Consider the following 12,928-nt stretch of genomic DNA (forward strand, 5'->3'; position numbering starts at 1 on the left):
TGATAAATCTTATAGCGTGTAAGCAGCCTAGATATCTCGCTGCCCACACGCTGTTAATATCAAAAATCCCCTGGCGCACACTGTAAACAGGTTAATCCAAGTTTGCGCCATTGAGCGACGACCGCATCTCGATCATCCAATACTAACCAAGGCGTAAACCCATCGGAATGAATACGTTCAAGTAATTGCTGCTTTACCACTTCATCGGGCAAATGATCTGCATTCACCGGACGAAGATAAACGCCATCAAATGGTATGTTGTTTTCTAACATCCATTGTTCTGAATGTTGCTGATGCGACGCTGGCCGTCCTGAGCAGATAAGCACTTTCTCCCCACTGGCTTTTAAGATGTTGACCAACTTGAGTACGTTTTCAATAACTGGGGCATTTTGCATGTACTCGAAGAAAGGGTCCCAGTGTTTTTCTTTGCCCAAAACCCAATGTTTGACCTCTTCAGGGTTAAATTGGGCGAGAGTGCCGTCTAGGTCGACAATGACTGCGCTGTGTTTCATAGAAGTTGTCCTTTAAATGGAATAATGTCCCAGCCATGGGAGGTGTTAGTGTTGGGTGTTATGAGCACGGGATCGGCGTTGCCAATTCTGGGACCATAAGGCGATCCAGAAATAACATGTTGAAGGGCGCGATAGATACCAGAGTGGGCGATGATTAAAGGCGCTTCATGTGTGAGTAATATCGTATTAACAGCGTTGACCGTGCGTTCTAAAAAGTCACTCCACGGCTCGCCTTCGGGTGGCGTTTCAAAGTAATTCATATCATCCATAATAGGTTGACCTTCAAAAACGCCCCAATGTCGTTCTCGTAGTTCTGTCATCTGAGTCAGTGTATGTCTAGGTGAGGCTAGTTCGGCCGTTTGTATGGTGCGCATTAGATCACTGGTATAGATAGCCGACCAAGGTCGGTCTAGATAGGGACGAGCGGCTTTTGCTTGCAAAACACCTAGATTAGAAAGCGGGCTATCGGTAGAGCCGCCTATTATGCCCGCTGCATTGTCAGCACTCTGGGCGTGCCGAGCAAAAACAAAAGGTTTTTTGATCAGTTGCATGGTTAAAGTTCCAGTTGAGACGTGGCTAAAATGCAATTGCCCAAGGATTGACGCCAGAGTGAAAGCTCATCCATCGGGCAAAAGAGGGGAACGCATCGTTCACATTGAAGTTGCTTTATTAGCAGAGCTAAATGGGTTGTGGTTGGGTGGACATTCCAGCGAACAAAATGCGCCGTATTATTGGCTACTGCGGATCGCGCATGCGCAGGCAAGTGCCCTGTGTAGATGACATTGTAACGCTCTGTCTGTTGTAAAAGCCGTCCAGCGTCGCCAGAAAACCCTTCAGGATCGCCGCATAGAATAATATGTGCATCATCACGAAAATCTCGATCACAAATCATTTTTGCTTGATGACTTCGTGCTGAACAAATCAATGTATCTGAAGCCTGTAGAATGTCACTTGGCTGAAGGCAGTCAGAACCTAGCACCCAGTCATAGAGATTCTGCGAATCAAACCAAAGTGCCATTTCCAATGCTCTGCCAGTTTGAGGGACAGGCATTAAATTTGGTTTGTCATTTGATAAAGCATTGAGAATGTCTTGTTTTGCTTGCATTTGAAAGCGATCGTACAAGCCATAAGACGCGTCCAACAGGGCGGTTTTTGCCGATGGCGGTTGCTCAAAGGGGAATAGCTCGGATTCTGCGCAGAAATCGCCACTGTAGAAAATACCATCGGCTACTTCGAGGTGGATCCATACACCACCATAGGAGTGTCCAGCGCCACCAGTAGTGACTGTGATACCTGCGATGCATGTTTGACCAGAATGGGGCAACACACGTAAATCTAAGTGTTTTGGCAGATAGGCTTGCACTTGCTCTGTCGCAAACACTGGAACATTCTGTGGCAAATCTTGTAGGCCACCGATGTGATCATGGTGATCGTGACTGATCAGAACGGCATCTAAGTCAGCTGGAATCTCCCAGCCCTTGTCGTCAAAGCCTTCTAAGCTGCCACCAGCATCTAATAACAACCTAACTGGTTTGTGGGTGTGGTCATAGGTGCTTACCAAAATCGCCGCCGCAGCTTTTCGGTTAAATCCACTTAATATTGATACATTAGTCTTCATGGTTAGGTGTGAGTGTCCAAGCTTGTGAAAGAGTGATTTGACAAGTTTGTCCAATCTTCAATGGCGTAGGGTGATAGGCATGTAAAAGGTCACCGTTCGTAAGAACGAGATAAATGTCATAGCGTTCACCTCGAAAAATGCTCTCTTTAACGGTGCCGGTCAGACCATTACTCGTAGTATTCAAGTCTACGTGCTGGGGGCGAACTAATAATCGGCCTGAATCTGAATGCTCATCTAGGCGCTGTAGTAATCCTTCAATGTCAGCTTGACTAAGGCGCTGTTGAGGCACAACCGACGGTGATCGAAGAATTGAACCTTGGCCGATAAAATTGGCCACCCATTCGCTTTCTGGCCTCAAATACAAGTCTTCAGGTGTGCTCCATTGCATCAACTGCCCCTCTTTTAAAACGGCAATTTTGTCGGCCAGTGCCATGGCTTCGGCCTGATCATGAGTTACGTACACCATGGTGGCTCCGGTGCGTCGATGAAAGTCACGAAAGGTCATTTCCATGCTGTCACGTAAGTGACGATCCAAGTTTGCCAGGGGTTCATCAAACAAGATCACGTCTGGTTCCGTAATTAAGCTACGTGCTAACGCCACGCGTTGACGCTGTCCACCGCTAAGTTGGCTAGGGAAGCGATCTTTAAAGTCATCGAGCTGCACGATATCCAATACATTTTGAATACGTTGTTGGCGTTCGTTGCGAGAAACTTTTTGTATTTTTAAGGGATAGCCAATGTTTTCTAATACCGTCATGTGTGGCCATAATGCATAGGATTGAAACACCATTCCAAAATTACGCGCTTCCGTTGGAACATGTGTCGTTTCGCTGGATAAACACATTTCTCCATGCTGAATGTTGCCAAGAGTGATGCTTTCAAAGCCTGCTAGCATTCTTAAAATAGTTGATTTTCCACAGCCACTGGGTCCTAACAAAGCAACAAACTGGCCCGGCTCAATATCAAGTGATAGATCATCTATGACTGTTTTCTCGCCGAAGGATTTGCTGACATGATTTAAACTGAGTCGTGCCATGGGATTACCCCTTTTGGTAAGCGTGGTGCAAGAATGCTTAAAAGCATCATTAAGGTGGCCACAAGTAATACAACTAAAACTGAAATCGCGGACGCGAGCACTGTATCGCCGCTTTCATCTAAATTGAAAATCAATACACCTAGCGTTTCGTTCCCAGCGCTCCACAAAAGAGCTGACACCGTTAATTCATTCACTGCGATCAAAAAGACCAGTAAGGCGCCTGCAAAGAAAGCCGGGGCAGTGAGTGGCAAAATAATATGTAGAAGACGCTGTAGTGCATTGGCTCCCGTCATTTGCGCGGCTTCTTCAAGTGCCGTATCAATTTGCGACATAGCGCTGAATATAGGCTTTAAACACACACTTAAGAAGCAGGACAAATACGCCAAGAAGATGATGCTCATCGATCCATAGAGGGTGATATCCAGAATCGGAATCGGGCGTGCAAACAGCAAGATAAAGGCGATGGCTAAAACAATACCTGGGATCGCGTACGGTACTTCTATCAAGCTAGTGACCAATATGCGTGTTTTGAGCGGGAGCTTTAATAGGATGTAACCAAGAGGTAAACAGATCACCATCAGTACGATTGATGCGCCACCAGCGAGCAGTAAACTGTTACTGAATGCACGTGCCGTCACGCCTTGATTTGACAACATCTCGATGTAAGCAGACAACGTGAAAGTTTGACTGTTTAACGGCATGCCCAGTGCAGGCACAAAGGAACTGACGATTAAGGCAATACACGGAATGACCAGAATAAACAGCAACACTGTACCTATACTGATTTCAGTTAATGTACGCCATTTACCTAAACGAAAAGAAATCGGCTGAGTGCTCTGGCCAGCTAATGCATATTGACTGCGCTGTTGCAGCCATTGTTGGACCACCATGCCACCCAGTACCAATACCGAAATCAACATAGAAAGACTGGCTACTTCGCCCAGCATACTTTGCCCGAAGCCCGCCATTTTCTGATAAATAAGCGTTGGCAACACTAAGTAATTCACTGGAATTCCTAGCATTGCAGGAATGCCAAAATTACCCAGTGATGACACAAATGCAAGGGCAGCACCAGCGATCAGAGCACCGCGTGTAAGAGGTAAAATAATCGTTAGCCAAATGGTCAGCTGTGAAGCGCGGGCGATTTTCGCGGCTTCGATAAGGTCTTGTGGTAAACACAAAAGCTGAGACCGAAGGGCTAAAAATACCAACGGGGCATTTTGCACTCCAAGTAGCAAAGCAATGCCTTCAGCCGAGTACATTGGATTGGAGCTGCCCAGTGCAGGTGCGAGCCCAAAAGTATTGAGTATGGGGCTTGCAGGACCAAACAGTTGCAACCAACTAAGTGCTGACACTTGTGGTGGAATCATCATCGGTAGCATGAATAGAAACACCCAAATCGCACGTCTAGGAATATTGGTTAAGGTGATAATAAAAGCAAAGCCAGCGCCTAAAATCACAGCAATAAGAGTACCGATGCCCGATGTGTAAAAACTGTGCCCCATTGCCGTCCATGTTTGAGAGCTACTCAAGATGTCACTTAAAGGGGAGTGCATACTAAAGTTCACACCCTTGAGCGCCTCAATCAGTAAACGTGTACTGGGCAGCAAGCTAAGCAATGCAATCAATAAAAATATGGAGAGTGACAGCCAGCGTAGCTGGCTGTCGGGTTGTTTTAACAACATTTGTAATTACCCTTCAAACACATCACTGAAGCGTTGTTTGTTCGCCTCATTGTCTTTTAGTGTTTGAGCGGCATTAAAGTCCATCAATCTGATCTGTTCACGTGCTGGGAAACCTTTTGGTACAGGCATATCAGAACGAGCTGGTAAGTAGCCCTGATCGAGAACCAGTTGCTGGCCTTGTTTGGATAATACAAAATCGACGAACTTCTTCGCAGCGTCTTTGTTTTTTGCTCCTTTCATAATTGCAACCGGCTCAGTCACCATGCTGACACCTGTTTTAGGAAAGATAAATTCTAGTGGGGCCCCTTTTTGTGCTTCTCGAATCGCAAGGAAATCAACGATCACACCATACGGTTTAGTACCCGAAGACACGGCTTTTAGTACGCTACCGTTGCCACCTTGTGCCATGGCTTTATTGTTGTGCAGTGCTTCATAGTAATCCCAACCAAGAGTTGGCTCAGAGGTCAGTGTCGCAAGGTGAATTAAGGCTGCACCTGAGTATAAAGGGCTTGGCATGGCCACTTGATTTTTGTATTCAGGCTTCGTTAGGTCAGACCAGTCCGTTGGAGTCTCGGGCGCACGCTGGTGGCGTACGATCCCAGACGTAATCAACTTAGTGCCGTAGTAGTAGCCATCTTTGTTAAACAACGACGTGTCGTACTGACTGCGATTAGGACTCAGGTATGGTAGTAAGTAACCATCTTTTGCCATGGATTCCATGGTGACGCTATCGGCGATTAATAACACATCTGGATTTACCACATCACTGCTTAGTTCAGCACGTAGCTTCGTCATTAGCTTTGTCGTGCCATCGCGGACCCATTCAACTTCAATCTCTGGGTTAGCTTTTTCAAATGCATCGACGGTCATTTGTGCGTCTTTATTTGGCTGGCTAGTGTACAGCATCAATGTCTCAGCAGAGGCCAGAGCAGGGAGTGTTGCGAATAGACCAGTAACAAGAATCTTATGGAGCTGTTTCATGGGTGAAATACCTTCTTAGTTAAGATGTACTGCAACACTAACGCCACACTTTGACATTAAGATGACGATGTACTTTCGTTTTGAGCGAAATGGCTTTCGTTTTATTTATCGCCGAGGAGTTGGGCCCTATGAATCACCGCCAGCTAGACATTGTTCAATGGATTAATCAGCACGGGCGCCAGTCAATTCAAGCCATTGCTTCGGCTTTCGATGTGTCTGTGCAAACCATAAGAAGTGATGTTCGCTTACTACACGAAAAGGGGTTAGTACTGAGGAGTCATGGGGAAGTGGTGCCATTTCCGAACCGAGAAAACATCAGCTTCACCCAACGACAGATTCACAACGCAGCAGGCAAAGAGCGCATCGCCCAGCAATGCTTAGAGCGTATCACTGATCATCAATCGGTATTTTTAGGGTCAGGATCAACCGTGGCCGAGCTCGCAAAGGTGTTACATCACAAACAGGGACTGCACGTAATGACGCCTAACTTGCACGCTGCACGTATCATAAGCCAACATATGGATGGCGAGCTGACAGTGGCTGGTGGCAGAGTTCGCAAGCGTGATCAGGATGTTGTTGGTGCAGATGCAGTGAAATTCTTTCAGCGGTATCGAGCCGATGTCGGTGTATTTTCTGTTTCGGCCATTGATAAGCAGGGCGTTCTATACGATTTTACGGATGATGATATAAACGCCCTAGAAGCGATAGTCGATAATTGTCATTACCGTATTTTAGTGGTCGACAGTACCAAATTCGAACGCTCATCGCGCTGTGTCTGGACACGCCTCAGTGACATTGACTGCATCATTACAGATCGGCCTTTGGCACCGTATTTACAAAGCAAAATTGCTTCACTGGGGGTAGAGATTGTGGTCGGCTAATTTAGGTTTTACACTGTATCTGTTTACTTAGTGATTTTGACATCAAGAGATATTGAACTTAGCCAGTGTAAGTCCATAGGGAGTGCTCTAAGTGATTTCACAACTACCAAAGTGGGTGGAAGTTGGGGCCTTTATTTTGGCGCTCGTTGCCGGCTTTATCAACGCGATTGGTTTACTCAGCTTCGAGCACCAATCCGTGTCTCACTTATCTGGTACGGCCACATTGTTAGGGGCAAGCCTAAAGCTAGGTAGGCATTATGATACGGCCTTATTTCTAGAGGCCGTTCTGTTATCTATTTCTTTGGGGTTGTTATATTCAGGGTCATTCTATGGCATTTTTTTGCGTCGGCTGCGTGTGGTTTACAAAATGCTATAGCAACCACATATAGCGGGGCGATCGTAAGAACCACACACGTAACGGGCATATTTACAGATTTAGGCATCATGCTAGGCAAGCTACTTAGAGGGCAGCCACTTGATCAACGCAAAGCGAAATTGTTTGTCTTTATTATCATTGGTTTTGTTTCAGGCGGTACACTGGGGGCATTATTGTTCGTGAAATATCAGTTTATGGCACTGCTGTTTCCGATCGTCAGCTGTATTTTACTGGCCATTGTCTATCGGGAATATGCCAAACGCTGCGGCTAATTTACGCAAAATAACCATAACAAAGCCATTTAAATCTTCTTATACCATTTCTGAGTCACGCACCTTTGGTTGCTGATAAGTGCTTATTTAAACCACACCTTGCCGCCGATAAATTTGTATGCCGGTGTACCCCGTACTAATGTATCGCGGGCGAACTCTTTTTCGCACTTTGGGCAATGGCAAGGCGTCGTGGTGAAATCGTCTACAATGCGTTCTTTAAAGCACTTTACTAAAGCACCTTTGCCGCCTTTTCGGTATTTAAAAAGAGCGGTATCGCAACTTTTGCAAAAGATATCGACGGTTTTCGTTGGGCCCTTTTTATTCGGTTTCGCCATAAGAAACTACTCATTGAGACAAAAATCTTGTGCATCGTGACGAGTTTAGCAGCCTGTGTCAAAAAATTGAGCCATCAATACTCGTCTGATTAAGGTTGTGATGCCATTGCTGATGCAAAGTTAGTACCTTGTCAGCGCTTATCCAACCTTCTTGGTGTGTTACAAAAATCAATGAGCCTTGGAATTCTTCCAGTAGTGAGGCAAGTTGGTCTTGGCTGTCTAGATCAAGATGATTGTCTGTTTCATCGAGTATTAATAGTGCTTTACTGGGTAACTGGCTGATCAATAGTAAAGCCACTTTCATACGCTCACCGCCACTCAAATTGTTACAAGATTGAAATGCTCGATCTCCCTGTAGGTCAATACAGCCCAAAAGCGTTCGAATAGTACTGTGTTCCATCGTTGGGACATGATGTTGAAACAATTCAAAAGCCGATGAAAACTGCTCTAATAGGCTTAAATGTTGATCGAGGTAAAGTGCATCACCATAGCGTTGCAGTGTGCCTGAGCAAAGCGACTGTTGGCGCAAAATACATCGAATCAATGTCGACTTACCGCTGCCATTAGAGCCTTCCAAGCACAGACGCTCACCGTGTTCTAGAGTAATAGTAATAGGTGTTTTATCGCCATAAGGCAAAATACCATTGATGATATCTAACACACGCCGTGGCCCGTTTTGGCGCTCAGATAAAGACAGTGGCAAATCTGATACATTAGTTTGTAGGTTTTGCTTTTGTCTTAAGTCGGTGCGAAGTGATTGGTGGCGTTGTTGCGCCAATCGCTTTTGAGCACCACTTTGAACTTGTGCTTTGTTCTTCTTTTGGTCCAGCAATAACTTAGACTGGCTGCCTGATTTGCGCGCCTCTTTACCTTGACGCATCCGTTGTAATGTTTTTTGCTCTCGTGCTTGTTGTGCACGTTGTTCTTTCTTGAGCAGAGTTTTGGTTTGGCTGATAGCTTTGAGTGCTTCTTGGCGCTGTTTTTCTAGCAGAGAACGTAGGTTGGAAAAGCCCATGTGATAGGGTGTTATACCTTGTTCACTAAGCACTAAAAAGTGGTTCATACTTTGCAGTAACGAGGTGTCATGACTTATCAATAACACCTGACTGGAGGTCTCTTTTAAAGCGTGAATAAGCCATTGCGTGCCTACTTGATCCAAGTGGTTGCTCGGCTCATCTAGGAGCAAAATATCGGGCGCGTGCTTCAGTAAGCCTACTAAGCGGACTTTTGTCCGCTGCCCACCACTTAGCGTAAGCATCGGTTGTTCTAACGCTAGCGTAAGGTCGGCGCTTGTTAGCCAAGACTTAGCACGTTCGATGACATCCCAATGCTGGGCAAGTAAATCAAAATCCGTATCATGAGGAAAACCTTTTTCGACACGTTTGTAAGCATCGTAATAACTGCCAAGCCCTAACGAATCAATGACGCGCAGGTCTTGGAGAGCTTCCGCAGATTTTTGCTGATAAAAGAGAAAAGAACCTCTTACTGAAACGCCCGAGACTTGATCGGCAATGCATTGGAGTAACGTGGATTTACCGATGCCATTGCGGCCTATAATCGCCGTAATGTGATTAGAGCGGGGGCAAGTAAAAGAAAGATTTGAAAACAGCACATCGCCATTTGGCAATGCATGATAAAGATCGGAGATAACCAACATAACACGCTCACTTAGAAGTCTGCGACTTCCTCACCTTGATTCAACATAGATAGAAAAGTTTGAAAAAAGGCTTAGTTGTTCACGGCGCGTTATGCTCCTCTGCAAGTGGTAAGATGAAGATAGTGTAGATCAGCTATGTTGATACCGCAACAACTGAGCAGGTTACCATATTACGCTTTTTGTGCTTTTACTTATTACTCCTTGATTAATCTCTGACAACGCCCGTATAGTGCGCAGCTTTACGCTGAAAAGCTTCTTCCCACGCCTTAACAAGGCGATAGTATTCGAGTAAACGATGAACACAAAGATATACAAAGAAGTTTTGTATCTAGCCAATGAGTTAATGGCCAGTGCGAATAATCAAAATCAAGCAGAGTTCGATGCGTTTTATCAAGAACTGAAACAATTGTGCGATGACAATGAGAACACGGACAAGGATCACCCTGTCCAGTGGGAAGCGTTGGGCGACTTTACCGATGATTTGGTGCAGGCGATCGCCATCTACGATAAGGCTCTGGCAAAAGCCGCAGCGATTAACTCGAAGGACTACCTGTCTTCAATTGGTATGTCGGCCGCGCGCTTAAAAGTCGAATTGGGCGATCAAGCCGCTGCAATTGAATACTTAGAACAGGCTAAAATTCACAGTAACAAGATCATAGATAAAGAACTTAAAGCTGAGATTAATAACCTATTAACCGAACTTAAAGAGTCATAGAGCCTAGGTTTCTGAGCTCGAAACGAATAGATCGTGGTTCATAATAGCTTTGTGATGATAAGAAAAGAGACATCATATGGAACGTCCGTCCAAGGAACAGATTCGTCAATTACCTTTATATGTTGGCTTAACTTTGCCTGATATTTGGATCGTTGAAACTGAGCAGGATGCCAGTCATGCGTTGCAGGTTCTACAGCATCAAACCTGTCTAGGATACGATACGGAAAGCAAACCTATTTTTGTTAAAGGTGAGGTGAGTCCTGGCCCGTCGCTAATTCAGTTAGCGACTGAAACAGAGGCGTTTCTATTCCCCGCAAGATTTACTGCAGCGGTAAACGCTGCGAGAGCATTATTATCAAACCCCGATATTCAAAAAGTAGGGTTTGGCCTTAAAGACGACAACAAAGAGCTGCGTAATAAACTCGATATCGATATCGTCAATGCAAAAGATTTATCGATGACATTGAAACGTCTTGCAGGTGACAAAGACAGCATCGGTGCTCGTGCGGCTGTCGCCATGGTATTGGGGGCACGTTTGGGAAAAGGTGCTCAACGCTCGAACTGGGGAGCTTATCCTTTACGTGAGCACCAAATTCTCTATGCGGCGAATGACGCTCACTGCGCCATTGCTATCGTAAATGCGTTGAAAAAACGCTAAAAGTTGCTTTAAGCAGTTCTAGCGAGATGTTTTTGGCTCGACGTAGGCTTGTGTTCCCCACAATGGTACCGTTGACAGGCTGTGCTTAAAGCTGCCGTCAGTTTCCTTCGTCGTATACGACACGTACATCAGAGTTTGATTCTCGGCATCGTAAATACGTCGTACTTTCATTGTTTTAAAGAAAATACTTTTCGACTTTCGAAAGACGACTTCACCCGAGGAGCTTTTGTCGATGGTTGCGATCATCGCCGGTGTAATTTCGCCGGTTTGACGACAGGCAATGGAACTGTCGCTAGGATCGGAAAAACTCAAATTGGCTTCAATCGAGGCAATATGACAGGTGACACCGAGGACTTTGTCATCGGTTAGTTTCGAAATTTTGATATCTTTTAAGGTAAACATGCCCAGAGACACATCGCCCACTTCGTCGTCAGAGCAACCAACAAGCGCTAAAGAGAAGCAGGTTGCTAATAGTAATTTTCGCATGGTTATTTATCCTTTATAACTCGTCTAAGTCTTTCCCCAGTGTATTACGTAACACACTCTTTGCCACTCAATAATTTGGACGCTACAGTGCAATAATTAATTGGTAGAGGACAAAATGTTAGTGCTGACCATAACACCTTAAACACTTCTATTCGCTGACTCTTCGAAGTCACACTGTGTTTCAAACACCATTTTCTGGACAACGTTAGATAAAAAACGCGAGCTGCGTGTGTTCAGTGACTTTATTGCGGAATGAGTCCGTTACTATTTCATCGCGGACACGTTGTAAAGTTTCATCGCGAATGGCCGAGTGCATGTCCGCTAAGGTATCGGCGAAAGCTTTAAGAGACGGGGGGGCTGTCACTTCGAGCGCCACCAGCGTGCTGACCATATTGCCGGCATCTTGCTTGTATTCGAATCCTTACATCCTTATAAACTCTAATACACTTATAGCGACTTTTCAGAATGGAACTTGATTGGTGTTATATGATTGTCTCAGGATGAAATACTTAGCTGAATAAGTGTGTTATCAAAGTGACTTGAAGCAGTGCTCAGATTTTTTAATCAGGTTTTTAATCCATTTTTGTGTATTATGCTTGTTGTAGTTTTTTTCTTGGTTGGGAAGTCTATTTTGGTATGAGACGTTACTAGAATGATTGAGTTTGTTTTATCTAAGTATCACGGCATATCCAAAAGCCATCATGAATATCGACAGTTAAGCTTGGTCTTTATTTCTATTATCACCTGTACTGTTGCTGCAGCTTTTTTCGCTTTTTATAATTTAGTCATAGATTATTACCCATCTCTCTTTTACGTCGATTTTGTGGGAACTCTCATCGGTCTTTTCACACTCTTAATTTTTCTTCGCTTTCGTTACGTCATGCTTGCTTCATTTATCTTGGTACTGATGGTGACGGGCATTTGTCTTATGGTCATACTTGATCTAAAAAATGAAGCTAATTCATTAGCATGGGCTTTGATTGCACCTGTTCTGAGTGTGTTCTTATTGGGTTTTTTATATGGAAGTTTATACAGTTTTTTGTATTTAATAGTCATTGCATGGTTCGCAGGAAGTAATTTAGGTACGTGGCAACCTGCTGAGTGGGACTTTGATTCTTACATTACTCTGATAGCGATCTACATTTTGCTGTTTATTTTGTCTTGTTACTACGAAGCCAGTCGTCGAGCTGCACAAAAACTCTTGGAAGAGTCCAATAAAAAGCTGACGATACTGGCGACAACGGATCCTCTAACTGGACTGTTCAATCGACGCTTTATGGAAGATCTATTACTCAACTCAAAAGCAGATATGTTTATCGCTATGGTGGATGTTGATGATTTCAAAAGCATTAATGACAAATTTGGTCATACAGCAGGAGACGAAGTATTGGTTAACATTAGCCGTATAATGCAATCTACTTTTGATACAGACGGCATTGTTGGGCGTTGGGGCGGTGAGGAATTTTTAATTGCGATGCATGATTTAAGCGCAGAGCAATTTAGAACACAAATGTCAGAGCTTTTGAAGAATATATCGAGTCATTCGTTTGGTGTTGATCGCCCAGTTACCGTCAGCCTAGGAGGTGTGCGTCACAATGCTAAAGAGCATCGAATGGCGTTACGTTCTGTGGATGAAGCACTTTATGATGCCAAAATGTCTGGTAAAAACTGTATTAAGTTAGCCGATTTGGCTTAATTTCAATAAAGGGAGTTTTA

The 12,928-nt window shown here is 44.6% G+C and carries 14 protein-coding genes and 1 pseudogene; 5 read left to right on the forward strand and 10 right to left on the reverse strand.

The features are described 5' to 3' along the window. Nucleotides 1–59 precede the first annotated feature (59 nt). From AYW75_RS08630 to AYW75_RS08655, 6 genes are read right to left on the reverse strand one after another with little or no spacing between them, the layout of a single operon-like run. Entirely contained in the window at nt 60–512 is a 453-nt protein-coding gene (locus AYW75_RS08630) for a phosphatase domain-containing protein (protein WP_067098290.1), read from the reverse strand. Then, entirely contained in the window at nt 509–1,063 is a 555-nt protein-coding gene (locus AYW75_RS08635; RefSeq protein WP_067098293.1) for a histidine phosphatase family protein, read from the reverse strand. The genes AYW75_RS08630 and AYW75_RS08635 overlap by 4 nt, the downstream gene beginning before the upstream one ends. Nucleotides 1,064–1,065: 2 nt before the next feature. Continuing rightward, the gene (locus AYW75_RS08640; RefSeq protein ID WP_067098296.1) at nt 1,066–2,130 is read right to left on the reverse strand and encodes an MBL fold metallo-hydrolase; all 1,065 of its coding nucleotides are present in this window, start codon (nt 2,128–2,130) and stop codon (nt 1,066–1,068) included. After that, the gene (locus AYW75_RS08645; protein WP_067098298.1) at nt 2,120–3,166 is read right to left on the reverse strand and encodes an ABC transporter ATP-binding protein; all 1,047 of its coding nucleotides are present in this window, start codon (nt 3,164–3,166) and stop codon (nt 2,120–2,122) included. The genes AYW75_RS08640 and AYW75_RS08645 overlap by 11 nt, the downstream gene beginning before the upstream one ends. Further along, on the reverse strand, nt 3,148–4,851 hold the full coding sequence (locus AYW75_RS08650) for an ABC transporter permease (protein ID WP_067098301.1): 1,704 nt from the start codon (nt 4,849–4,851) through the stop codon (nt 3,148–3,150). The genes AYW75_RS08645 and AYW75_RS08650 overlap by 19 nt, the downstream gene beginning before the upstream one ends. A gap of 6 nt (nt 4,852–4,857) precedes the next feature. Beyond that, entirely contained in the window at nt 4,858–5,832 is a 975-nt protein-coding gene (locus tag AYW75_RS08655; RefSeq protein ID WP_067098302.1) for an ABC transporter substrate-binding protein, read from the reverse strand. Between the two features lie 128 nt (nt 5,833–5,960). Here AYW75_RS08655 and AYW75_RS08660 point away from each other — a divergent pair, with 128 nt between their 5' ends. Next, complete coding sequence (locus tag AYW75_RS08660; RefSeq protein WP_067098857.1) at nt 5,961–6,713, forward strand: DeoR/GlpR family DNA-binding transcription regulator; 753 nt, start codon at nt 5,961–5,963, stop codon at nt 6,711–6,713. Nucleotides 6,714–6,828: 115 nt separating this feature from the next. Then, nucleotides 6,829–7,361 (forward strand): annotated as a pseudogene (locus AYW75_RS08665) (YoaK family protein). 83 nt (nt 7,362–7,444) lie between these two features. Here AYW75_RS08665 and AYW75_RS08670 read toward each other — a convergent pair. Together AYW75_RS08670 and AYW75_RS08675 are read right to left on the reverse strand one after the other, a co-directional pair. Next, nucleotides 7,445–7,696 carry a hypothetical protein gene (locus tag AYW75_RS08670; protein WP_067098305.1) on the reverse strand — a complete coding sequence of 84 codons (252 nt, stop codon included), beginning with the start codon at nt 7,694–7,696 and terminating at the stop codon, nt 7,445–7,447. A 58-nt stretch (nt 7,697–7,754) separates the two neighbouring features. After that, on the reverse strand, nt 7,755–9,353 hold the full coding sequence (locus tag AYW75_RS08675) for an ATP-binding cassette domain-containing protein (RefSeq protein WP_067098308.1): 1,599 nt from the start codon (nt 9,351–9,353) through the stop codon (nt 7,755–7,757). A 295-nt stretch (nt 9,354–9,648) separates the two neighbouring features. Here AYW75_RS08675 and AYW75_RS08680 point away from each other — a divergent pair, with 295 nt between their 5' ends. After that, nucleotides 9,649–10,068 (forward strand): Replicative DNA helicase, encoded by a 420-nt coding sequence (locus AYW75_RS08680; RefSeq protein ID WP_067098310.1) that lies wholly within the window; start codon nt 9,649–9,651, stop codon nt 10,066–10,068. 76 nt (nt 10,069–10,144) lie between these two features. Next, on the forward strand, nt 10,145–10,726 hold the full coding sequence (locus tag AYW75_RS08685) for a 3'-5' exonuclease (RefSeq protein WP_067098313.1): 582 nt from the start codon (nt 10,145–10,147) through the stop codon (nt 10,724–10,726). 18 nt (nt 10,727–10,744) lie between these two features. Here AYW75_RS08685 and AYW75_RS08690 read toward each other — a convergent pair whose 3' ends face one another. Then, a complete protein-coding gene (locus tag AYW75_RS08690; RefSeq protein WP_067098315.1) occupies nt 10,745–11,212 on the reverse strand; it encodes a CreA family protein in 468 nt (155 codons plus the stop codon). Between the two features lie 205 nt (nt 11,213–11,417). After that, the gene (locus tag AYW75_RS08695) at nt 11,418–11,576 is read right to left on the reverse strand and encodes a hypothetical protein (RefSeq protein WP_156490830.1); all 159 of its coding nucleotides are present in this window, start codon (nt 11,574–11,576) and stop codon (nt 11,418–11,420) included. Nucleotides 11,577–11,864: 288 nt separating this feature from the next. Here AYW75_RS08695 and AYW75_RS08700 point away from each other — a divergent pair, with 288 nt between their 5' ends. Beyond that, nucleotides 11,865–12,908: a GGDEF domain-containing protein gene (locus AYW75_RS08700; protein ID WP_067098320.1), complete on the forward strand. Its 1,044-nt coding sequence runs from the start codon at nt 11,865–11,867 to the stop codon at nt 12,906–12,908. Nucleotides 12,909–12,928: the final 20 nt, after the last annotated feature.

The organism is Marinomonas atlantica (assembly GCF_001639725.1).
Taxonomy (GTDB): domain Bacteria; phylum Pseudomonadota; class Gammaproteobacteria; order Pseudomonadales; family Marinomonadaceae; genus Marinomonas; species Marinomonas atlantica.